This is a genomic window from Streptomyces sp. NPDC029216 (genome assembly GCF_040648015.1).
Taxonomy (GTDB): domain Bacteria; phylum Actinomycetota; class Actinomycetes; order Streptomycetales; family Streptomycetaceae; genus Streptomyces.
The window spans coordinates 1-21,420 of the sequence record NZ_JBEZWL010000033.1; the positions used below are offsets into that span (position 1 = coordinate 1).

The window sequence follows — 21,420 nt, forward strand, 5'->3', positions numbered from 1 at the left end:
AGGCCCTGCCTTCATGCCCGGACACTCGCAACATCACCCGACCCAGAACCCTGTTCGAACCCAAACGCCCCCACGCTCGATAGAACAACGGGTTCTCAGCGTCCGCCGCCCGTCTGGGGCCGATGCCCGTGGCCGAGGACGATCAGGAGGGTCTCCGGACGCCCCTGGCGCCCCGGATCGCTACGCGCTGCCCAGATCTCGGCGTCCGCTGCCCGTTCGGGGCCGATGCCCGTAGCCGAGGACGATCAGGAGGGTCTCCAGACGGCCCTGGCGCCCCGGATCGCTACGCGCTGCCCAGATCTCGGCGTCCGCTGCCCGTCCGGGGCCGATGCCCGTCGCCGAGGACGATCAGGAGGGTCTCCAGACGGCCCTGGCGCCTCAGATCGCTACGCGCTGCCCAGATCTCGGCGTCCGCTGCCCGTGGCCGAGGACGATCAGGAGGGTCTCCGGACGCCCCTGGCGCCTCAGATCGCTACGCGCTGCTCTTTGCCCGGACGCCCCCCCGGCGGATCCCGCCAGCCCGCCCCCTGGGCCACATCGCCGCCGGTCAGCCCCGGTCAGCAACCGCCCAGGCGGCCGCGGCCACTACGCTCGCCGCTCCGACGACCGCCGGCCAGGCGCCCACCTTCTTGGCCAGCGGGTGCGCGCCCGCGAACCCCGCGAGGTAGAGCGCACCCAGCCCGGCCGCCGCCGGCACCCCGCCGCGGCGGTGCCATTCACGCCCGGCCACCACCCCGGCGGCGCCGAGCACGACCCCGCCCAGGGGTCGCTTCTTGGTCCAGCGAGCAACGGCGTAACCGCCGATCAGCCCGGCCGCCGCCACCGCGGAACTCGGTACCCGCGCCATGTCGAACTCCCTCGTCGTCTCGTAAAAGTCATGTCATGCGATTCGTGCGATTCATGCGCTAACCGCTCACGAGGCTAACGCGGACGCCTCGAAGCCCGGCGGACGCCCACCGCCCCGAGCGCGAGCACGGCCCCGCCCACCACGGCGTGGGGCACGGCCTCCCGCAGCGCGTGCGGCAGCAGCGCCACGACCCCGAGGACGAGGAGGAAGGCGAGCGCGCACTGCCCGGCCGCCCGCAGCAGTCTGTCCACGGGCTGCTCAACGCCCCGCGCCGCCCCGCGACACGCAAATACCGCGGTCGATTTGTCGCACACACGCCGGGTTCTCCCTACCACCCCCTTCGGGAACCCCAACCACGTATTTTCGGTCTTCCAGCCCAAAACCCCCACCGGAGCCGCACGTGATCTCCTATGGCCGCACCGTCCTGGACCTCGCCGACGAGCTGCTGGACACCTACACCGAGGTGTTCTCCGCCCCGCCCTGGAACGAAGACGCAGAAACCATTCGCCAGTTCGCGGCCCGCCTCCAGGCCGACGTCCGGCGCCCCGGATTCCGTACGGCCTTCACCCAGTCCCCCGCCGGCGTCGACGGCTTCGCCACCGCCTGGCTGACCCCGTCCCCCTTCCCCCGAGGCCGCGGATACCCCCAGGTCGCCGCCCAGCTGGGCCCGGACCGGGTGCGCGAGCTGCTGCTCGGGGCCCTGGAGATAGACGAACTGGCCGTACGGGCCCACGCGCGCGGCACCGGCACCGGCCGGGCCCTCCTCACCGAGATCACCGCCGACGCCCCGCAACACCGCGCCTGGCTCCTGACCTCCCGCCTGGCCCAGGACACGGTCGCCACCTACCGCCGGCTCGGCTGGCACGAGGTAGCGCCGCTCCCCGGCACCGAGACCAACGTGATCGTCTTCCTCTCCCCGGACCACCCCGGCCGCCCCCGGCCCACCCGATAGGGGCGGCTAGAAGCCATCCGGCCGGGCATACCGGGGCCATGAACACGCACAAGGACCCCGCCCCGCTGGCCCGCAAACAACTCAACCTCGCCACCCACCACCAACTCACCACCACCATCGGCATCCCCCGCACCACCATCACCTCCCGCACCCGCCCCGGCGGCCCCTGGCAACGCCTGCTGCCCCGCGTCTACCTCCTCCAGACGGGCCCGCCCGACCACCGCCAACGCGCCCTGGCCGCCGTCCTGTACGCCGCCGAACCCGCCGCGGACCCCCTCTCCGGTGACACCGCCGCCCTCACCGGCGGCGCCGCCCTGGCCCTCCTCGGCATCCGCGACGCCCCGCCGGCCCCGGCCGACGTCCTGATCCGCAGCCCCCGCCGGCTCACCCCCACCGCACGGGTCCGCCCCGTGACGACCTCCCGCTGGCCGGGCACCCTGACCGTCTCGGGCGTGCCCAGCGCCCGCCCGGTCCGCGCCGCCGCCGACTTCGCCGCCCGCTGCCCGACCCCCGACCGGGTCCGCTCCGTCCTGGCCCAGGTCGTCCAGTCCGGCTGGTGCCACCCGCACGACCTGCACGCCGAACTGCGCACCTCCCGCCTCCTGTCCCGCCCCGCGGTCCGCACCGCCGCCGGGGAACTCCTGGCCGGGGTCCGCTCGGTCGCCGAGGCCCAGGCCCGCGACGTCCTCACCGGCACCGACCTCCCGACCCCGCTGTGGAACGCCCGCCTCTACACCCCGGACGGCGCCTTTCTGGCCAGCCCGGACGCCTACTGGCCCGACGAGGGCGTGGCCCTGGAGATCGACTCGGCGGAGTACCACTACACCCGCGACGCCTGGCACGCCACCCTCCGCCGCCGCCTCCGCCTGGAATCCCACGGCGTCCTGGTGGTCAGCGCGACCCCGTCGATGATCCGGGACACCCCGACGGAGGTGCTCACCGCCCTCCGCACCCTCCTGACCCTCACCACCCCCCGCCCCACCCCACCCACCCTCACAGCCCGCGGCCACCAACAGCTGGCCCTGCCCATCTGACGGGGAGCGCAGGTCGTGACCGGTCCACAATGGAGTCGTGGAGAAACTCGCTACGACGGCCGCCGTGCGCGCGCGGATGAGCAGGCAGAAGAGCCGCGACACCTCCATGGAGGTGTCGTTGCGCAGGACGCTGCATGCCGCCGGGGTTCGCTACCGGATCCATCGCAAGCCGGTGAAGGGCGTACGCCGCGAGGCGGACATCGTCTTCGGCCCTGCGCGCGTGGCGGTCTTCGTGGACGGCTGTTTCTGGCACGGTTGCCCCCTTCATGCCACGTGGCCCAAGAACAACGCGGACTTCTGGCGGACGAAGATCGAGGGCAACCGGCGCCGCGATCTCGACACCGATGCCCGGTTCGCCGAGGCCGGCTGGCTGGTGCTGCGCGTCTGGGAGCACGAGAGCGTCGACGAGGCGGCGGCACGTGTGCTGGCGACCGTCGCCGCCCGTCGCGCCGAACGTGTTCCGAAGCGAGGGTCCAGCGGAGCGTCCCTCGATATTTGACATCATCTCCCATGTCAAATAAGCCCTGTTACAGTGATCGTGGAGAGCGGCGGTCGGGGCGAACAGCGGAGGACGACGCATGGAGCAGCGCGGCGAGGAGTTCGGCCCGTGGCTCGCACGACAGTTGGCGCGCATGGACATGTCGCAGTCGGATCTGGCGACGCGTCTGGGGCTCACCCGCGCCGCGGTCTCCGCTTGGGTGAACGGGCGCGCCGAGCCGCGCGAAGAGGCCAAGAACGCGTTGGCGGAGGTGTTCGGCACGAGCCCCGATCTGGTCGACAGCCGTACGACCGATGTGGCACCCGGTCGCCCCTTGCAGTGGCATCACCGCACCGCTCATGCTGACGGGGGGCGCGAGTACGGCAATGCGGCCGCGTTCGCCTTCGATGCCGACATGGCGGTGCTGGCCAGGGAAGCCACCCAGAACGCGCTCGACGAGCGTCTCGACAGCAACGGCCCGGTCAGGGTGCGGTACACCCTGCACGAGTTGACGGGCTCGCACCTGGCGTCGTTCCTGGACGCCATGCAGTGGGACGACCTGCGCCCGCACTATGAACAGGCGGCCTCGGCCGAGCAGAAGGTCTCGCGCAGTCTCAGGGCGGCGCTGGACGACCTGGTGTCGAAGGATTCCCTCCTCCTGCTGCGGGTGGACGACCACAACGCCACGGGGCTCACCGGACCCGAGTACCAGGACGGTCGCTTCGCCGCCGTCGTCCGGCGCCAGTTGGACAGCCACAAGCGAGCCGGTGGACGGGCGGGAGGGTCGTACGGGCTGGGCAAGGCCACTCTGTGGGCCGCCAGCCGGTTCGGTCTGGTCCTGATCAACTCCACTCTCTCCGAACCGCACGAGGGACGGACGGAACGGCGGGTCATCGGGCGTCTCGACCTGCCGTGGCATCAGGTCGCGGGCGAGGCCTTCGCCGGTCCGGCCTGGTTCGGTGAGCCGGACACGGACCCGGCGCACAAGGACGTGTCCCGGTCGTGGTGGGCCGACGAAGAGACGGTTCGCCGCCTGCACCTCGACCGGCAGGGAAACGAGCCCGGCACCTCGTTCCTCGTGGTCGGCGCCCACGACGCGTCGGGCGACGCCGAAGACCTCCGAGACCTCCACGACAAGCTCGTTCGTTCGCTGGCCGACGGCTTCTGGGCGGCGATGATCGGTGGGGTCGCGGCGGGACCTCTTCTGGAGGCGAGCGTTCGAACCCTCCGGGACGGGGAGGTGGTCGTAGGGGAGGAACGGGTCGACCCGCACCTTCGTCATCCCGCCCTGAGCCGTGCTCTCCAGGCCCACCTCGACGGCGACACGGTCGACAGCCTCACGTCCGAGGACCAGGTGGCCCGTGTGGAGGTGCCGCTGATCGTGACGCCTCTGAAGGGCCGGGGAAGGGCCGGGGGCAAGGGGCGGGAGCACCGGGCCGTGCTGCTGCTCACGCCCGCGGCCGACACGGACGAGCGGCACAGCCGCGTGGTGTCCATGCGGGGAAACCGGATGACCATCAGCGAGCACCGGCCCCGGGAACTGCCTCTGGGCACGATGCCCTTCCAGGCGGTGCTGCTCGCGGGGTTCGCGACCGACCGGAGCGGGGAGGACGTGGCGGAAGCCGAGGCCTTCCTGCGCGCGTCCGAGCCCCCGGAGCACGATCGTTGGGATCGGACGGAGGAGCTGACCTCCCTCTACGAACGCGGCGCGGTGGCCCGCCTCAAGGAGTTCCGCGGCGACGTGGACAAGGCCGTGCGCGCTCTCGTCGGGAGGCGGGAGACGAAGACCGGTGGTGGGCCGGCAGCGCTTCGGGAGTTGCTTCGATGGGATGCGCCGACGGGGACGCAGCGCCGAGTCCAGAGCTTCCCGGTCGTACGGGACGTCCGTGCGCGCGTCGGGGAATCCGGAGCCTGGCACGTCACCGTGGAGATCAGGCTGCCCGTCGCGGAGGACCCATGGCGCCTGACGCCCGTGGCCAAGTTCGACGTCCGATCCGGCGGGCGCCCGGTGGTCTCCTGGGCCGAGCTCGAACCGGACGAGAACTGCCGGGTGGAACGCGGTGACCTGGTCATTGAACCGGGGGTGCGCAGCGCGGTGTTCCGCGCGACGACCGACCCGGCCACGCATCCGGTGCGCAGCGCCTATGCCCGGCTCGTCGTGGAGGTCCAGAAGGCTCGCGGAGGTTCGGCATGACGGCTGTCTTTCCCTATCGGACGCTCTTCGGAGACGTCGAATCGAGGGTCGTGTCCGTCTCGGTGGACGGCCGTGAACTCCCCTACTCGATGATCTCGGCATCCGACCGTGCCGTGGCTCTGCACCAGTCGGGGCGGGGGCGGTGGGATCGGGCGCGACTGAAGGTCGCGGTCACCTTCCCGGAGGGGGAGGTCGAGGAGGGGCCGTGGTCGGACGTCGTGTTCCTGGCTGTGCTCTCCGAGAAGGCGACCAACGCCCGCTCTACCGCCGTGTTGTCCAAGGCTGCGGACGGAACCATGCAGGGAACGATCGAGCTCGATCGTTCCCTGTACTTCCGGCGGGCCACTCTGGGCGTCGTGGTGGTGGCGACGGTGGACGGGGTGCCCGGCCGATCCGTGGCGACCGCGACGCAGGACTGGTACGTCGACCTGCAGGCCTCGGCCCCCGTCCGGCAGCGTGAGATCGAGATCGTCGAAGTGGACTTCACGGACGAAGCCCACGGATGGCTCCGGCCGTACAAGGATTCCGCATGGATCGTCGAGACCACCGGTGACGTTCCGACGGTGTACCTGAACATCGCGGCCGTCGAAGGACTGACGGAGGCCCTGCACGGCACCGGCGGCAGTCCGGCCGAGCGGATGCTGCGTGATCTTGCGACGACTCAGATCGCCCAGGATGCCTGGACAGCCATGTTCCATGCGGCGATCAGCGACCTGGAGACGGACGAGGACGGTACCCCGCTCGTTCCGAAGGGCTGGCGGGAATCGGTGCTTCGGGCGATGCTGCCCGACGTGCTGCCGGGGCGCCAACCGACGGATGCCCTGTACGAGATCGCCGAGCGGCGCTCCAAGGGATACGGCTGGTCGGAGCTCCAGACCGGCGTGCAGTTCGCCGCAGGCCGGCGCAGTCGTGCGACGAGGAACCTCACGAACGCGGTGCGGGCTCTCCAGCACCTGGAAGGAAAGGGTGACGCGAGGTGAATCGTGCTGCGGTGGAGGAACTCCCCGCCACGCTCGGTCTGCTGTCGGACGCCTCGGTGGCCAAGTACCTGAGTCGAGCGGTGCAGACGGGTCAGGAGCGGCCGCCTCAGGTCGCACTCCGCAAGGCTTCCGAGGCACTGCGCGACCAGCACCGGTGGCGGACGGAGCCGGTCCGGGTCCTCGTGGAGGAGGCGATGCGTCGTTTCCGGGACGAACGGACCTCAGCCGACGGATGGTTCGCACCCCGGCTGCACTCCACTCTGCGCATGACGCGAGCCGAGGCGGCCGACAGTCGGGTGTGGAACTTCCTGGCCATGGTGGTCGCCCCCGACTACGTCGCGTGGCGGCATCACGGCTCCGACACGGAGGCCGGCCCGGGGGTCGCGACGGCCTCGCGCTTCTGCGGCGCTCACTACACCCAGGCGTTCTCCCGGCTCTGGTGGGCGGCGGAGCTCTTCCGGGACGGGGCTGATTACCGTCCTGTCGAGACGGCGTGTCGGTGGCAGGACGTGCTGCAGACCACGATGCGTCTCGACGTCATCGACCATCGGCCGACGGCGCAGGCGATCCTGAGCATTCTGGAACGACGTATCGAGGCCGGTGGATCCCGCCTCGCCGATCACGTGAACGCCCTCTCGGCCGCTGTGAACGCGGCGGGCAGCACGTTGGTGTACGAGGTACTGGCGCCCGATCGCGGTCCGGACACGGACGCGCTTCAGGATTGGATCGACGAGGCGGAGGACGCGGCGGCGGCGCCGTGGGACCGGCTCCCCGAAGGCCCGCAGGACGGTGCGGTGCGAGGCCCCGCCGTCGAGGCCCTGGTGCCGCTGTTCGAGAGGCTTCTCGCGGAGGCGCCCCTGCGGGACCGGTCGACGGGGAAGGCCGGTGTGCCGGCGCCACGATCGGCGGACGGGGTGATGCTGACGAAGCCGTCGGACCAGGCCTGATCGGCCGGCCGACGGAGTGTGTCAGGCGTGCTCGCTCAGGAAGCTGTGGATGGAGCGGGCCAGGGTCGTACCGAGCCCGACGGGCACGGCATTCCCGATCTGGCGAGCGATCTCGATCTTCGTCCCGTGCCAGTGGAACGTTTCGGGGAAGCCCTGGATGAGTGCGGCCTCGTAGTGGGTGATCGGACGGTCCTCCGTCGGGTGGAGGTAGCGTCCCTTTTCGGGCTTGTAGAACTCGGTGCGAATGGTCACCGAGGGCTTTCCCCTTCGCAGGCGTCCCATGACGTCGCCGGAACCCGAATTGTGATTGTCCCAGCTTGCGGTCGACAGATAGAACTCCTCGCCCTTGAGGCGGTTGTAGTTCTCGTCCGTGGAAAGTCGAATTTCGCCCGAGTGGTCGAGGCGGTAATAGATGCCGCGAAGGTCCTTGCGATTTCCGTTCGGTGGGATCGCCTTGTAACGGGCCCGCGAGAGATCCTCGGGACGCCGGCCGAAGTGCAGGTCCGTCGTGAGGTAGTGCCCGGGGACATCACCAGGGGATGGGGAAGTGGCCCGGGGTTCGGGCATGCGCTCCAGCAGGGGGCGTCGCGCGGAGGCTTCGAAGATGGCGTCGGTCGAGACCCAGCGCGGCAGCGCCGGCCCCCCGGACGTCGGGTCGAAAAGGGAACCCTGTGCCTCGTCGGGGTCGAACCCGTGCTTGTGGTGGGTCGGGTCGGGATGCCGCAGGGGCTCGGCGAAGTCCTTGTGGGTGCAGATGACGATGACACGCCGCCGCGCCTGCGGCACCCCGTAGTCGGCCGCGTTCATCACCGCGGGCACGACCGTGTAGTCGTGAAGGGGGTGGCCGGGGGTGGTCGAGGCCGAGACCAGTTCCGCGTACTGCGGTGACTTCAGGAAGCGGTCCACGTTCTCGATCACGAAGACCTTGGGATGGACCTTGGCGACCACCCGCACGTACTCCTGCCAGAGCTCGTTACGCGGGTCCGTCGGGTCCTCCTTGCCCAGACCCGAGAACCCCTGGCAAGGGGGACCACCCATGATCACGTCGACCTGACCCTTGAAAGGCGTGGGGTCGAAGTCTGTGATGTCCCCGGCATAGACGTGCGAGCCCCCGAAGTTCGCCGCGTACGTCGTCGCCGCCGCCCGGTCGAACTCGACGGCCGCGACCGGCGTGAAAGGACTGGCCCCCCCGTTCGGGGTGTAGCGCTGGAAGCCCGCAGAAAAGCCCCCGGCGCCGGCGAACAGGTCCATGACGCGGATCTGCTCGGGGCGAAACGACTGGGGCTGCTTTCTGGTCATGAGGGTCAAGTGTAGTCACCGCGCCACACTGGGAATCCACTCTTCCGTGCGTCCGTCAAGCCCGCAACGCCGCGGCGATCGCGGTGCCGAGGACCCGTCCGACGGGCGGAGGAGAGGCGTGTCCGACCTGCCGGTACATGGCGGTCTTGCGCCCCTCGATCCGCCAGTCCGAGGGGAAGCCCTGGAGACGGGCGGCCTGGGCCACTGTGAGCGGCATCATGCCGGGGCGGCCGAGGGAGGGGTCCCAGCGGAAGTCGGCGTCAGGAACGGAGTCCGCCACCGTGGCACCGTCCACACCCATGCGCGCCCAGGCCTTCTTGGTTCCCGTGGGGCCCAGGTCCGCCCCGCCACGCTCCCACGAACCGCCGACGAGGGTCGGAGCCGGCTCGTCGGCCTGAGCCGCCCACCGCTTCGCCCCTTCCCACCCACGAGCCGACATCGACTCCAACAACGCCTCGCCCACGGTTGCGTGGACCGGGGTCGTCGGGCTCGGCTGGACGAAGGCATCCAGGACGTCCCCCTTGAAGGCCACCAGAACGCCCTGGCGCCGCGTCTGCGGCACCCCGTGGTCGGCGGCGTTGAGCACGAACCACCGGTGTCGGTACCCGAGGTGCTCCAGCTCCTTCTCGACATAGGCGCGAATCGGCCCGTAGTCGGGCTTGGTCACGAGATCGGGAACGTTTTCCACCAGCAGGGCACGCGGCTGCACGCCATACAGGAGCAACATCGTCGCCCGGAGCAGTTCGAGCTCGGCCTCGCTGTCGCGCCGGGCCACGGCCGCGGTGGCCTTGACGCGGGGAAGCCCGGCGGACAGCAGATCGACGTCGTAGGTGTCGGTGTGCTCGGACGGGTCGAAGTCGAGCAGGTTCGTTTCGAGCACGTTCCAGGACGGGCGGTTCGCGCGCAGGGTCCGGCAGGCCACCTCGCGATTGTCCAGAAGGAGCACCGGATCGAATCCGGCCTGTTCCAGGCCCAGGGCGAGCCCGCCGGCACCCGAGCAGATGTCGACCGAGCGCAGTCGTTCCGTTTCCCGCGTGTTCATGCCGCCCCCCAGGCCTGCGGGAGATCAGCGGTTGTCGATCTCCGTGACGTCGATGATCGCACTCTGCTTCGAGGAGATGGTCGTGAAATGGACGACCTGTCCGTTCGCGCTGTGCGCGGATGCCGGGGCCACGAAGGTGAACGCCATAACGATCTTGTCCGGATCGATGCGTCGGTTCGCGTCGATCAGGCCCTGGTGCGCGGTCTGAATGATCGGATAGAGCACGAGAGCGCCGCGACGATCGGCGACCAGCCTCTCGGTCGCCGGGTCCCCGGAGTCCCCGAGGGCGCCCGCGATCCGGTGCGCGACACCGCGATGCTTCCTGTCGCTGATCGCACCGAAGAGTGGGCCGCGATCCGCGCGCCGGTCGCGCGAGAACCACGAGTACGCCCGCCCGGACGAGCCGAGGACCACGGTCTTGGCGTCCGCGGCCGAGGCGTGCTGAGGTGCGAGCACCACCCAGTCGTCCACCTTGCCGGCCGCGGTGATCTCCTCGATGTAGCGCAGGTGCGGAGGGAACTGTTCGGGAACCTCCCAGCGAAGCTTGGCGACGGTCTCCAGCAGTTCCGCCGCCGAGAGCGTTCCCCGCAGGGTGCGGAATCGGTGGGTGACCCCCTCGTCCCGGTAGTGGTAACCGTAGGTCTCCGCCTGGTGCCCCAGGCTTTCGAGGACGGGAAGCCACAGCCGGGTGTTGTGCCGGAGGTCCTCGGCCTTCTGCGGGTATGCGGTCGGCTCCTCCCAGCGGCCCGCGGACCGGACGAGTTCCAGCCGAGCGTTGTACATCTTGTTCGGACTGGTCGGTTTCAGCCACGGCAGGTGCTGGGAAACCAGGGGAGGAATCTCGGCAGGAGTGACCTGAGGGCGCCCGTCGACCATCACCGAATACCGGTGGAGCTCGGATCGGAATGCCTCTTCGTCGAGGCAGATCGCCTGGAAGGCGTCGTACAGATCGACCTCGGTGCGCCCCATCGTCTCCTTGCGGCCGAGGTAGAGGCGGACCAGGTCGCGATAGCCCTTGCGGAAACCGAACCAGCGGCCCATCTGCATGAGGGTGGAGGCGTTGCCCGCCCGGCGGCGGAAGAAGGACACCGTCAGCCCCTCGACCGTGAATCCACGGGCCAGCTTCTGCCCGCCGATGAGGATCTTCCAGATGGGACGCTTGTCGAAATCCGCCTCGCCGGTCTCCAGGTCCTGGTCGCCGTTGACGACGATGATCGGGCGGTCGTCGCCGCCGATCCGTACGCTCGCGGGGCCGACGTAGCGCATCAGCTCGTCGTACGAGCCGGGAACGGCATGGCCGTCGGAGCGAACGGCCGACACCGGGGCGACGTCGGTGTCGAACAGTTCACGCAGACGCGCGTGGCCGCGCGGCCCGGTGTAGCCGGCGTCGTGCCAGAGCCTCAGCACACGATCGTGCAGCTCACGATGGACTCCGGTGTGAACGGACTCGTGGATCAGCATCGTGTGGTGCTCGAACCGGCCGTCGCCGAGACCACCCACGTCCTCGCGGTACAGCTTCATCGCGGCGGTGAGCACGAACATGTCCATGGCCTGCTGGAGACAGGTGTCGTCCGCGTCGTCGTCCACGATGTCGCGGACGTGAGCCTTCTCGTTGGAGTTCGCGTATGTACGCTCCGACTCCTCCAGGTCCGAGTCCAGATCGTGGAAATCGCGGGCGCCCATGTATCCCTCAGGCCGGGGCAGCGAGATGAGGAAGTCCTTGGGGAAGATGTCCTCGGTGTCGCTGGGGTCCACGAAGACGTTCGCGAACGGCGTTGCCGTGTAGCCGACGTACTGCGCTCGGGGCAGCATGTTCAGGAGCTTGGAAATCTGCTCGTTGATCGCACTCCGCTGCTTGTCGGGCTTGGAGGTGTTGACCGACGCCTCGTCCGACTCGTCGTCGATGATCAGGACGGGGATTTCCGCGAGCGGGGTCTTGATCTTCCCGAGGTCCTTGACGAGCTTCGAAAGAACCGTCTTGTTCTTCTTGACCACCATCAGCCGGGCCGAGGAGCGGTGCAGGTTCTCCTGGTGGTAGAGCGGCAGCGCCGGTTCACGCTTTTCGAATTCCAGCGCGGTGATGCCCTGGAGCAGGCTCTTGTAGTCGTCGTTCCGGGTCGTCATGCGCACGATGTCGAACGCACCGAGCGCGGACGGAAGGCTGCCGAACGTCACGAACTTTCCGGATGTCCATGCCGGGTCGTCGGCGTAGTCCGATTCCGTCGCGTCCGCTCCTCGCAGGATGTTCTCGCGTCCGACGAGCTCCATGTCGAGGCGGCGCTGGGTCTGGGCGCGCAGCATGTTGAGGGTCCCGCCGAGGACGATCACCAGCCTGTAGCCGGCGTCGACGGCCTTGGCCATGACACCGGTGAAGTTCGCGGTCTTCCCGGACTGGACGTAACCCACGACCAGGCCCTTGGACTGGTAGACGGCCGGATCCGTGGGGTCCGCCAACCGCTCCACCACCTGGTCGGTCGCCACGTCCAGGGCGGCCACGGCGTCCTCGGGCCAACCCTTCTCGGTGAGGAGCGCTCGGTACGCGGGCCAGTAGTGGGGGCGGCTGAGCTGGGACTGGGGGGTGTACCAGGGCTTGTGCTCGGGGCTGATCACGACGGCGCCCGCGGCCTTCGACACGGGGATCAAGGTGTCGAGCAGTATGCGTGTGGCCGCCTCGAGTTTGAGCAGCCGATGGATGTCGTCTCGGCGCTCGTCGGTGCGTGGCTGGGTCGCGGTCCACGCCGGTTGTTCCGCGTAGTCCCATCGAGTGAGCTGTCTGCGCCAGAGCTCCACCAGCCGGTGTGTGGAGTGGGCATCCTTCAGGGCGCTCTGGAAGTCCGCCTCGTCGGCGCAGACCGCGGCTTCGGGCTCCATGTCCTCGGCCTGGTACTCGAGGGCCCGGGCCAGTCCCTTGGGCTTGCTGCCGTCGAGGTCGGACAGCACGGCACTGTGGAGCGCGAGACGCAGGGCTTCGATGTTCGTCACTGTTGGTCCTCGTCGTTCACGGAAGACGGAAATCGGTGAGGTCCACCGGTGAGCCGGGCTCGGTGCTCAAGTGGTCCACGTGTATGCGGTAGTCGACCGACGAGATGTGCTTCCGTACGGGGTCGGGAATCATCGACTCGGTCAGTCTGGGGAGCCGGTCGGCCGGGACGAGCAGCGGCGCGGTCCGCAGGCTCCAACGTTCGTCGTCCGGATCGCTCTCGCTCCATCCGGAGGAGGAGAGGGCGCTCTCCAGCCGGATCGATGCGATACGGCCCGCCGCACGGGTGTCACGGACGACGGAGGCCACCGATTCACCCAGAGAGCGTCCACCGAGTCCGCCGCGTGTCAGCTGAAGCGAGGCGAACCACAACGGGCGGCCCTCCGTTTCCGTGAGCTGGCGTATGCCGTGGATCGTGTGGCGGCGTTCCTCGGCGGTGGTGGTCTTCACCTCCAGGTCGGAGGTGGACAGCCCGAAGTCGTGCTGCTCGGCCTGGGGGCCGGTCCAGGCGTCGATCGCACCGGCCCACCCGTGGGTACGCGCCACCGCGCGGAGCACGGCCAGTTCACCGTGCAGACCGATACGCCCCTCCACGCCGAGACCTCGCGGGCGGTTGAGGAGCTCTCCCCAGGCGTGCACCGTTTCCTCGAAGGCGTCACCGAGATCGCGTTCGCCCGTGACGATGCGATCCGCGACGGCGATGAGGAGATCGTGGAAATCGCGCATCAAAGCCACGTGTGTGGTGTGGATGCGGGCCATGCGGGCGCCGTCGCGCCAGACCTGGTCGATGCCCACGGCGGGCAGCGAGGAGCGCGGAGGCTGCTGGTGCCGGTCGAGTTCGACTTGGAGTGAGATCGTCTGCCCACCGTCCCCGATCTCGTACCAGACCGCTCGGGGAGCGGTGGGCGGGGAGAGCCGATAGCTCGTGGCCTGCTTCTCCCCCAGATAGTGCTCGACCGTTGACCAGGGGAGTTCCGGGAGGCCTCTGTCAGTCATCTTCGCCCATGCGCTCGATCTCGGTCCGTGCGGCGGCGACCAGGATGGCCTGCCACAGCTGAAGATTGTCCTTCTCTCGACTGCCGCTGTACTCCTTCTCGAACACCTGATGGAGCAGCAGGTACATCAGGGATTTGATGGTCGGCGCGTCGTTCAGCCCGCCGCGCCGGCCGCCGAGAACGGCCGACCGGTAGTGCCGGTTGAGCGCGATGGTGCGATTCTCGCGGTCGACCTCGAAGAAGAGACCGTTGTCGAGTTCCTGCCAACGAATGGCGATGGGCTCCTCGCCGGGAATCAGTGGAAGCTCGTCCTCGATCGCCTCGCGCACCACCGGATCGAAGCCCTTGCCCGGCCCCACGACCGGCTTGCGAGTGGTGCCGGCCCGTTTGCGTGCCTCGCGGTAGACGGCCTCGGCGTCGCCGATGTAGTCGAGGAACCGTCGACCGTCGGTGTCCCTCGCCTCCTCCAAAGCGGCTGTGAACTCGGGGGAGACCTCGACGCCCTCCTTCTTCACAGTCAGCCGGAACACGTCGTTCCCGGCCGGGGGAAGATCGATGGCGACACGCGAAAGGGCCAGGTGTTGATCGGGCTGACGGAAATTGTTCCAGCCGCCCGCCTGTACGAGACGGTCGTGGCGGTAGAAGTAGAAGCCCTGGCGATCGAGCACCGAACCCACGGCCTTGTACCCGTCCAGGGTCGATTTGGCCGGCCACACGTGTGCGTCGAGGGACACCGGATCCATCGAGGCGAGGTGTGCGGTGAAACGCCGTGGGTAGTCGGCGTGTCCCGGCACCGGATAGCCGAACGGGTCCAGGGGCTCGACACCGAAGTTCATGTACTCGGTGCCGGTGTTGACGTCCTCGACGGCGATCGTGATGTTGAAGTCGTCACGGGCGAGGAAACGGTGCAGGTACAGCCCGAGCTGGAGGCCGAGCCGGTTGATGGTGCGGTGCAGGTAGCGATCCGTCTGCCCGCCACCCCCGGAGCGGGGGAAGTTCTTCACGCCGTCCCAGCGGATGACGGTGCCCTGCCAGGTGATCGGCCGTTGTGCATACCGGTCCATCAGGGTCTGTGCATAGTCCGGCGTGACGATGTCGCACTGGAAGCCGTGTACGGCACGCTCCATGAGCCAGCGACGTCCGACCGCCCGCGTCCGACGCGTCTTGGTCACGACAGTGACGGCGGAGGCATGGCTCAAGGAGGCCGACTTCAGCCCTGTGCCGAACATCCCGAGCGCCCGGGCGTCGTAGTCGCGCCGACCTCCGACGGTCATGGCGACGTCCAGCTCCTCCTCGTTCATGCCCTTGCCGTCGTCGATCACGAGGAGGCTCACGAGTCGGTCTTCGTCGCGCAGGAAATGGATCACGACGTCCCGGGCGCCGGCGTCTATGGAATTGTCGACGAGATCGGCGATGGCCACCTCGAACCCGTATCCCTGGCTGCTGAGCGCCTCCATGTACCGGGCATCGGGCGGAAGATGCTTGCTGCCTGCGGTGGGAACCTCGAACTGCCAGTCGTCGGTCATTGCCTGCCTCGAAGATTGTCGAATCGGGCACGAGCCTAATCCGCGTGGCGGGCAAAGGCGGGTTCGGGTGACCTGAGCGTTACAAGGGGAGATGAAGTGCCCCAGGGGTCAGGAGACGGCGCTCCCGTGGCACTCCGCGTACGGCTTGCCCGACGTGCACCAGCAGGGGGCGGTGGGGGTGGGGGGCCAGGGGGTGGCTTTGCCTCGGGCGGCCAGGGTGGTGGCGTATTCCGCCAGGAGGGACGGGGAGGCCGGGGAGGATTTCTCCGAGGCGGCGAAGGCCTCGTACGAGGGGACGCTGCCCGTGACGATGCCGAGGTTCGTGGTGCCCGAGGCGGCCAGGGTGCGGAGGGAGGATTCGACCTTCGCCAGGTGGGCCTCGTGGGAGGGGTACTCCGACGCGAGGGTGGGGTAGCTGGTGAGGAGCTCGGCCAGTTCGCGGGCGGGCCAGTGGAGGAGGGCCACCGGGAAGGGGCGCGAGAGGGCGGCGCGGCGGTCGCCGAGTTCGGCGCGCAGGCGGGCGATCTCGGCGCGGAGTTCCGCCGGGTCGTTGGAGCCCAGGGCCCAGATGCGCTTCGGGTCGTGGAGCTCGTCCAGCGGGATCGGGCCGATGTGGCGGGTGTCGGCGACCATGTCCCAGTCGTCGTGGGGGAGGGCGAGGAGCCGGCGGACGCGGTGGCGGCCCGTCAGGAGTGCCGTGGTGGCCTGGGTGAGGGGGGTGTCCTCCGAGGTGAGGAGGGCGGCGGCCTCCGTGAAGCACTCGTGTGAGGCTTCCAGCTCGTCGTGGGATTCGAGGGCCTCCGCGATGACCTCCCAGGGGGCCGGGTCCGCGGGGGCGGCGGCGCGGATGCCGGAGATCAGGGCGCGGGCCTCGGCCTCGTGGCCGTACTCCCACAGGTTCGCGGCCTGGCGGGCCTTGATCAGGTGGGGGTTGGCGGGGGAGGAGGAGAGGAGGCGGTCGTAGAGCGCGCTCGCGCGGTCCCGGGCGTCGCCCAGTTCGAGGTGGGCCGCGGCCTGGAGGAGCAGGGGCTCCTGGTCCTCGGGGTAGCGGGTCGCCGTGCGGATGAGGCGCTCGGCTTCGGCGATGTGCTCTGCAGGCGTGTCGGGGCGCATGGTTCACACGGTACTGCCGCTGGTCAGTTGAGGGGGGAAGTCTTAGGGTGCCGGCCGTGCGGGATCGGGTGCGCGTGGTGGTGCAAGGGGGCGGGCGGCGGCCGGGCCGGGCCGGGCTCGCGCGGCTGCTGTGGGTGGGCGCCGAGGTGATCACCACGGTGGGGGTGGTGGTGGCGTTGCTGGTGGTGCATCAGGTGTGGTGGACCAATCGGCAGGCCGCGGCGGGTGCGGAGCGGCGGGTGGCGGCGCTGGAGAAGGGGTGGCGGGCCGAGGCCGAGCAGCGGGAAGGGGAGGAGGGGGCGCCGTCGCCTGTGGTGGGGGATGGAGTTGCGGGGGCTTCGGGTAATGGGGCGGGTGGAGGGGCTGCTGGTGCGGGGAGGGGGGCGCAGGGGGGTGTGCCGGGCTCCGGGGGGTCTGGTGCGGGGAAGGGCGGGAGGCCGGTTCCGGTGCCGGCGCGGGACGAGGCGTACGGGGTGTTGCGGATTCCGCGGCTGGGGCTGGCCGTGCCCGTCGCGGAGGGGGTCGACAAGCGGGCCGTGCTGGACAAGGGGTACGTCGGGCACTACCCGGGGACGGCGCAGCCCGGGGCGGAGGGGAACTTCGCGCTGGCCGGGCACCGGAACACGCACGGGGAGCCGTTCCGGTACCTGAACCGGCTGGTGGTGGGGGACGAGGTGCTCGTCGACGTACGGGGGCGGCGGTACGTGTACGTGGTGGGGAAGGTGCTGGGGGAGACGAGCCCGGGGGACGTGGGGGTCATCGCGCCCGTGCCGCGCAGCGGGGTGAAGCCCGGGTACGGGTACGAGGAGCCCGGGTCCTACATCACGTTGACGACGTGCACGCCCGAGTACACGTCCAAGTACCGGATGGTGATCTGGGGGACCCTCAGGAACGTTGTCGGTGCGGGCCGTTAGTATCGTTCGTGAGTTCTGGTGGATGAATGGAGCGAGGGGGTGGTTCAGGTGGTTCGTTCGTCTCGGGTGAGTGGTCTGCGTGCCTTCTTCCTCACCTTCTCCTTCTCGTCCCTGCTCGTCGCCCTGCTGCTGGTCGTCGGGGTCCTCGGGCTGCTGTCCGGGGAGGCCGGGCTGGCGGCCGGGATGGTCGTGCTGGCCGCCGCCGTCGCCGTGGGTGCCGCCGTGCTGGCGGGGTGCCTGGTGCGGCCCGTGCCGCCGCACCGAATACGTACCGCGATCCGTGATCGCGAGCAGCGCACGGCGTTCCTGCCGCAGCGTGATCCCGACGCCTCGGGCCGGTCGCGGCCCAGGGCTCCCGGCCGTCCCGTCCTGACGGCCGCGTAGGGGCGCGCAGCATCTGCTGCCTTCTGCTCTTCTGCTGACTGATCGTTGTTGCCGCCCCTCGCGGGTCGTCGCGCCGAAATGCACCTTCTTCGACGTTGACGAGACCCTTCGGAGGGCCCACGTGTCCGTTTTCACCCATCTTGTTGCTGAGCTGGGCCGGCTCCTGGAGCCGGTACTGGCCGAGTCCGCGACCGCTGCCGCGATCGTGCTGTTCACCCTGCTCGTACGGCTCGCCCTGTTCCCGCTGGGCCGTGCCGCGTTCCGCGCGGCGACCCCGATGGCGGGGTGCCTGCCGATGCTGCTGCAGCTGCCGGTGTTCTTCCTGATGTACCGGTCCTTCTCCTCCGGCAGCGAGCTGCTGGGGCACCGGCTGTTCGCCGCGCCGCTGGGCAGCCGGTGGGCCGGGGCGCTGGAGGACGGCGGCCTGTTCGGGCCGCAGGGGCTGGTGTTCCTCGGGCTGTTCGCCGCGATCGCGGTGGTGGCCGCGTGGAGCGCGGTGCGGGGGCGGAGGGCTGCCGCGGCCGCGCCCGCGCCCGTCCTGCCCGCGGCGAAGGGGGCGGGAGGGGCGCCGGCCGCGCTGAGTGCCGAGCAGGTGGCGGCGATGCGCCGGGTGGGAGGCGTACTGCCGCTGCTGTCGTTCGGGACGCTGATCACGGCCGCCGTCGTACCGCTGGCCGCCGGGCTGTACCTGCTGACCACCACCGCCTGGTCGGTCGCCGAGCGGGCCTGGCTCCAGCGGCGGGCGACGCGGGGGGCGGCGGACGGAGCGGCGGCCGGAGCGGACGGAGTGGTGCGCGCAGGAGAGGCCGGAGCGGCGCGCGGAGCAGCGGACGGAGCGGCGCGTGGAGGGGCGCGTGGAGGGGCGCGTTCCAGTCTGTGAACAGGGTCTTGCGGATTGGTCGGCCATCTTGGAGGATCAGCCAATCCTCCGATGGCCGCAACCCATCGGCCGGCCCGCGGGCGTCTTCGGCATGCCCATGGGCCGACCACCCACGACCACGGGAGAATGCCCATGAAGCTGCTGCGTGTCGGACCCGTCGGGTCGGAGCGCCCCGCGCTCCTCGACCAGGACGGGACCCTTCGGGACCTGTCCGGCCTGATCACGGATGTGGACGGGGCACTGCTGGCCGACGAGTCCGCGCTGTCCCGGGTACGGGACGCCGCCGCGGGCGGTGAGCTTCCGGCGCTCGACGCGGAGGGGCTGCGGATCGGCTCCCCGGTCGGCCGGATCGGCAAGGTCGTGGGCATCGGACTGAACTACTTCGGGCACGCCGCCGAGATCGGCGCGGAGCCGCCGGCCGAGCCGATCCTGTTCCTGAAGGCCGCGGACACCGTGGGCGGCCCGGACGACACCGTGCTCATCCCGCGCGGCAGCGTGAAGACCGACTGGGAGGCCGAGCTCGGCGTCGTCATCGGCGCCACCGCCCGCTACCTGGGCTCCGCCGAGGAGGGCCTGGCGCACGTCGGCGGGTACGCGCTGGTCAACGACGTGTCGGAGCGCGAGTTCCAGATCGAGCGCGGCGGCACCTGGGACAAGGGCAAGAACTGCGAGACGTTCACCCCGCTCGGCCCCTGGCTGGTCACCGCCGACGAGATCCCGGACCCGCAGGTCCTCGACGTGAAGCTGTGGGTCAACGGCGAGCTCAAGCAGGACGGCAACACCTCGGACCAGATCTTCCCGGTGGGCGAGGTCGTGCGGTACCTGAGCCAGTTCATGACGCTGTACCCCGGCGACGTGATCGTCACGGGCACCCCGGCGGGCGTGGCCATGGGCCAGCCGGAGCCGAAGCCGTACCTGCGGGCCGGTGACGTCGTGGAGCTGGAGATCGAGGGGCTCGGCCGCCAGCGCCAGGAGTTCAAGAGCGCGTAGTGCCGTAGGGCCTCGGGGCCCGTAGGGCGACGAGGGGCGGGCTGCTCGTGGCGGCCCGCCCCTCGTCGTGCGTACCGGGTGGCGTCAGGCCGGCGAGCGGGCCGGAGGAGGAGCCGCCGGCCGGGGCGGTGTTGCCGTAGCCCTGCCCTTGCCGGTGCCCGTGGCGACGGCCGGCTGGACGCCGCCCTTGGCGCCGGCCGTGCCCGTGCCCATTCTGGTGCCGGTGCCGTGGCTCTCGTCCTTGGACCGGGCCGTGTGCCGGCCGGTGGCGGCGAACTCGCGGATCTGCTCGCGCGTCCCGTGGTCCATCAGCTCGTTCACCGCCTTGGTGATGCCCCTGCCGGCGCCGTTCAGCATGTGCGGCATCTCGACGCGGGCGTCCTCCAGGCGGGCCTTGTCCTGCTTCCGGAGGGCCTCCACCGCGGCGGCCTTCACGGCGCGGCCGCCGTCGTTGTGGATCCGGGAGATCTTGGCCGCGTCGTCGTCGAACTGCTGCTCCGCCGGCTCGACCGTCGGGAACCGCCGCATCTGCTCGGCCGTTCCCTTGAGCGCCTTCGCGGCCGCCTCGCGGACGCGGGGAGCGCGGGCCGGGCCGGCCAGGATCGCCTCGCTCGCCGCCCGGTCCTTCGCCGCCCGGCGGTCCTCGGCGGGCTTGTCGGCAGCCTGTGCAGGATGGATCGTTTGTCTGCCCGTAAAACGTCGTTTTGGCGACAGGACGGATCACATGGCGACGACCGACCCGTCACGGGACGAAGTGCGCGCCGCCTCCAGCACCGCCAGGCAGTGCGCCGCCTCGTCCGCCGTGACGGGGGCCGGTCCGCCCGTACGCAGTGCCTCCGCCACCGCCGCGTAGTACGCCGGGTAGTCGCCCGGGAGCGTCGGCACCGGGTCCCCGCCGCCGGTCAACGGGGATTCGCCGGAGCCGAGCCGCCCCCACAGGTGCTCCGGCTCCTCGCCCCACGCCGGCCCGTCCGCGCCGCCGGGCCGCAGCCCTTCGCGCAGGGCGGCCTCCTGGGGGTCCAGGCCGTACTTGACGTAGCCCGCCCGCGAGCCGAGGACGCGGAAGCGCGGGCCGAGCTGGGCGGCGGTGGCGCTGACGTAGAGGTGCGAGCGGACGCCGTTCGCGTGCGTGATCGCGATGAAGGTGTCGTCGTCGGTCTGGGCGCCCGGGCGGCGCACGTCGGTCTCCGCGTAGACCCGCACGGCCGGCCCGAACAGCACCAGCGCCTGGTCGACGACGTGGCTGCCGAGGTCGTACAGCAGCCCGCCGACCTCCTCCGGCGCGCCGGACTCGCGCCAGCCGCCCTTGAGCTGGGGGCGCCAGCGCTCGTAGCGGGACTCGAAGCGCTGGATCTCGCCGAGCTCGCCGTCGGCGAGGAGGCGGCGGACGGTGAGGAAGTCGTTGTCCCAGCGGCGGTTCTGGAAGACGGAGAGGAAGGTGCCGGTCCGCTCGGCGAGGGCGGCGAGTTCACGGGCCTCGGCGGCGGTGGCGGCGAGCGGCTTGTCGACGACCACGGGGATGCCGGCGGTCAGGGCGGCGGTGGCGAGCGGGACGTGGGTCTTGTTGGGGGAGGCGATGACGACGAGGCCGAGGGAGTCCTCGCCGTCGCCCGCACGGTCCCACAGCTCGTCGGCGGAGGCGGTGATCCGGACGCCGGGGTACGCCTCGCGCGCCTGGGCCTGGCGGCCGGGGTCGGAGGTGATGACGGTGTCGAGGACAAGGCCCTCGGTCGCGGACACGAGCGGGGCGTGGAATACGGAGCCGGCGAGTCCGTAGCCGATGAGCGCTACGCGCAGGGGGGAGGGGGTGGTGGAGGCGGAGGGGGTGGCGTTCATGGGAGCCACTTTGGCAACAGTGTTGTGTA

General features: G+C 70.4%; 20 protein-coding genes. 10 read left to right on the plus strand and 10 right to left on the minus strand.

What is annotated here, in order from left to right; translation table 11 throughout:
- Positions 1-547: 547 nt before the first annotated feature.
- Together AB0F18_RS14940 and AB0F18_RS14945 are read right to left on the minus strand one after the other, a co-directional pair.
- Positions 548-847 (minus strand): hypothetical protein, encoded by a 300-nt coding sequence (locus AB0F18_RS14940; RefSeq protein ID WP_362059660.1) that lies wholly within the window; start codon positions 845-847, stop codon positions 548-550.
- A 74-nt stretch (positions 848-921) separates the two neighbouring features.
- Complete coding sequence (locus AB0F18_RS14945) at positions 922-1,098, minus strand: hypothetical protein (RefSeq protein WP_362059663.1); 177 nt, start codon at positions 1,096-1,098, stop codon at positions 922-924.
- Between the two features lie 149 nt (positions 1,099-1,247).
- Here AB0F18_RS14945 and AB0F18_RS14950 point away from each other — a divergent pair, with 149 nt between their 5' ends.
- The 6 genes from AB0F18_RS14950 to AB0F18_RS14975 all read left to right on the plus strand — a co-directional run bounded on the left by AB0F18_RS14950 (position 1,248) and on the right by AB0F18_RS14975 (position 7,432).
- Positions 1,248-1,799: a GNAT family N-acetyltransferase gene (locus tag AB0F18_RS14950; protein WP_362059666.1), complete on the plus strand. Its 552-nt coding sequence runs from the start codon at positions 1,248-1,250 to the stop codon at positions 1,797-1,799.
- 38 nt (positions 1,800-1,837) lie between these two features.
- Complete coding sequence (locus AB0F18_RS14955; RefSeq protein WP_362059669.1) at positions 1,838-2,833, plus strand: hypothetical protein; 996 nt, start codon at positions 1,838-1,840, stop codon at positions 2,831-2,833.
- A gap of 37 nt (positions 2,834-2,870) precedes the next feature.
- Positions 2,871-3,332, plus strand: coding sequence for a very short patch repair endonuclease (locus tag AB0F18_RS14960; protein WP_362059672.1), 462 nt, complete (start codon positions 2,871-2,873; stop codon positions 3,330-3,332).
- A gap of 79 nt (positions 3,333-3,411) precedes the next feature.
- Entirely contained in the window at positions 3,412-5,505 is a 2,094-nt protein-coding gene (locus tag AB0F18_RS14965; RefSeq protein WP_362059675.1) for a helix-turn-helix transcriptional regulator, read from the plus strand.
- A 50-nt stretch (positions 5,506-5,555) separates the two neighbouring features.
- Entirely contained in the window at positions 5,556-6,485 is a 930-nt protein-coding gene (locus AB0F18_RS14970) for a hypothetical protein (RefSeq protein ID WP_362059677.1), read from the plus strand.
- A 56-nt stretch (positions 6,486-6,541) separates the two neighbouring features.
- Entirely contained in the window at positions 6,542-7,432 is an 891-nt protein-coding gene (locus AB0F18_RS14975) for a DUF6339 family protein (RefSeq protein WP_362059680.1), read from the plus strand.
- Between the two features lie 21 nt (positions 7,433-7,453).
- Here AB0F18_RS14975 and AB0F18_RS14980 read toward each other — a convergent pair whose 3' ends face one another.
- From AB0F18_RS14980 to AB0F18_RS15005, 6 genes are all read right to left on the minus strand, one after another.
- Complete coding sequence (locus tag AB0F18_RS14980; RefSeq protein WP_362059683.1) at positions 7,454-8,731, minus strand: DNA cytosine methyltransferase; 1,278 nt, start codon at positions 8,729-8,731, stop codon at positions 7,454-7,456.
- A gap of 55 nt (positions 8,732-8,786) precedes the next feature.
- Complete coding sequence (locus AB0F18_RS14985; RefSeq protein WP_362059686.1) at positions 8,787-9,773, minus strand: DNA cytosine methyltransferase; 987 nt, start codon at positions 9,771-9,773, stop codon at positions 8,787-8,789.
- 24 nt (positions 9,774-9,797) lie between these two features.
- Positions 9,798-12,755, minus strand: a complete 2,958-nt coding sequence (locus AB0F18_RS14990; protein WP_362059689.1) for a Z1 domain-containing protein — start codon at positions 12,753-12,755, stop codon at positions 9,798-9,800.
- Between the two features lie 16 nt (positions 12,756-12,771).
- Positions 12,772-13,749 (minus strand): PD-(D/E)XK motif protein, encoded by a 978-nt coding sequence (locus AB0F18_RS14995; protein WP_362059692.1) that lies wholly within the window; start codon positions 13,747-13,749, stop codon positions 12,772-12,774.
- Positions 13,742-15,274: an ATP-binding protein gene (locus AB0F18_RS15000; protein ID WP_362059695.1), complete on the minus strand. Its 1,533-nt coding sequence runs from the start codon at positions 15,272-15,274 to the stop codon at positions 13,742-13,744. Before AB0F18_RS15000 ends, AB0F18_RS14995 begins: the two co-directional genes overlap by 8 nt.
- A gap of 108 nt (positions 15,275-15,382) precedes the next feature.
- Entirely contained in the window at positions 15,383-16,387 is a 1,005-nt protein-coding gene (locus AB0F18_RS15005; RefSeq protein ID WP_362059698.1) for an SEC-C domain-containing protein, read from the minus strand.
- 395 nt (positions 16,388-16,782) lie between these two features.
- Here AB0F18_RS15005 and AB0F18_RS15010 point away from each other — a divergent pair, with 395 nt between their 5' ends.
- The 4 genes from AB0F18_RS15010 to AB0F18_RS15025 all read left to right on the plus strand — a co-directional run bounded on the left by AB0F18_RS15010 (position 16,783) and on the right by AB0F18_RS15025 (position 19,555).
- The gene (locus AB0F18_RS15010; protein WP_362059797.1) at positions 16,783-17,301 is read left to right on the plus strand and encodes a class E sortase; all 519 of its coding nucleotides are present in this window, start codon (positions 16,783-16,785) and stop codon (positions 17,299-17,301) included.
- Positions 17,302-17,424: 123 nt separating this feature from the next.
- On the plus strand, positions 17,425-17,685 hold the full coding sequence (locus tag AB0F18_RS15015) for a DUF6412 domain-containing protein (RefSeq protein ID WP_362059800.1): 261 nt from the start codon (positions 17,425-17,427) through the stop codon (positions 17,683-17,685).
- 121 nt (positions 17,686-17,806) lie between these two features.
- On the plus strand, positions 17,807-18,565 hold the full coding sequence (locus AB0F18_RS15020) for a YidC/Oxa1 family membrane protein insertase (RefSeq protein ID WP_362059701.1): 759 nt from the start codon (positions 17,807-17,809) through the stop codon (positions 18,563-18,565).
- A gap of 132 nt (positions 18,566-18,697) precedes the next feature.
- Positions 18,698-19,555, plus strand: a complete 858-nt coding sequence (locus AB0F18_RS15025; RefSeq protein WP_362059703.1) for a fumarylacetoacetate hydrolase family protein — start codon at positions 18,698-18,700, stop codon at positions 19,553-19,555.
- 84 nt (positions 19,556-19,639) lie between these two features.
- On the opposite strand, the gene AB0F18_RS15030 is transcribed toward AB0F18_RS15025, so the two are convergent.
- Together AB0F18_RS15030 and AB0F18_RS15035 are read right to left on the minus strand one after the other, a co-directional pair.
- A complete protein-coding gene (locus tag AB0F18_RS15030; RefSeq protein ID WP_362059706.1) occupies positions 19,640-20,083 on the minus strand; it encodes a hypothetical protein in 444 nt (147 codons plus the stop codon).
- Positions 20,084-20,275: 192 nt separating this feature from the next.
- Positions 20,276-21,391 carry a Gfo/Idh/MocA family oxidoreductase gene (locus AB0F18_RS15035; protein ID WP_362059709.1) on the minus strand — a complete coding sequence of 372 codons (1,116 nt, stop codon included), beginning with the start codon at positions 21,389-21,391 and terminating at the stop codon, positions 20,276-20,278.
- Between the last annotated feature and the right edge of the window lie 29 nt (positions 21,392-21,420).

What these genes read in the sequence shown, in the direction of transcription:
- AB0F18_RS15035 (WP_362059709.1), bottom strand. Translation starts at nt 21,391, where the DNA reads ATGAACGCCACCCCCTCCGCCTCCACCACCCCCTCCCCCCTGCGCGTA.
- AB0F18_RS15030 (WP_362059706.1), bottom strand. Translation starts at nt 20,083, where the DNA reads ATGCGGCGGTTCCCGACGGTCGAGCCGGCGGAGCAGCAGTTCGACGAC.
- AB0F18_RS15025 (WP_362059703.1), top strand. Translation starts at nt 18,698, where the DNA reads ATGAAGCTGCTGCGTGTCGGACCCGTCGGGTCGGAGCGCCCCGCGCTC.
- AB0F18_RS14980 (WP_362059683.1), bottom strand. Translation starts at nt 8,731, where the DNA reads ATGACCAGAAAGCAGCCCCAGTCGTTTCGCCCCGAGCAGATCCGCGTC.
- AB0F18_RS15000 (WP_362059695.1), bottom strand. Translation starts at nt 15,274, where the DNA reads ATGACCGACGACTGGCAGTTCGAGGTTCCCACCGCAGGCAGCAAGCAT.
- AB0F18_RS15005 (WP_362059698.1), bottom strand. Translation starts at nt 16,387, where the DNA reads ATGCGCCCCGACACGCCTGCAGAGCACATCGCCGAAGCCGAGCGCCTC.
- AB0F18_RS14965 (WP_362059675.1), top strand. Translation starts at nt 3,412, where the DNA reads ATGGAGCAGCGCGGCGAGGAGTTCGGCCCGTGGCTCGCACGACAGTTG.
- AB0F18_RS14940 (WP_362059660.1), bottom strand. Translation starts at nt 847, where the DNA reads ATGGCGCGGGTACCGAGTTCCGCGGTGGCGGCGGCCGGGCTGATCGGC.
- AB0F18_RS14995 (WP_362059692.1), bottom strand. Translation starts at nt 13,749, where the DNA reads ATGACTGACAGAGGCCTCCCGGAACTCCCCTGGTCAACGGTCGAGCAC.
- AB0F18_RS14955 (WP_362059669.1), top strand. Translation starts at nt 1,838, where the DNA reads ATGAACACGCACAAGGACCCCGCCCCGCTGGCCCGCAAACAACTCAAC.
- AB0F18_RS14985 (WP_362059686.1), bottom strand. Translation starts at nt 9,773, where the DNA reads ATGAACACGCGGGAAACGGAACGACTGCGCTCGGTCGACATCTGCTCG.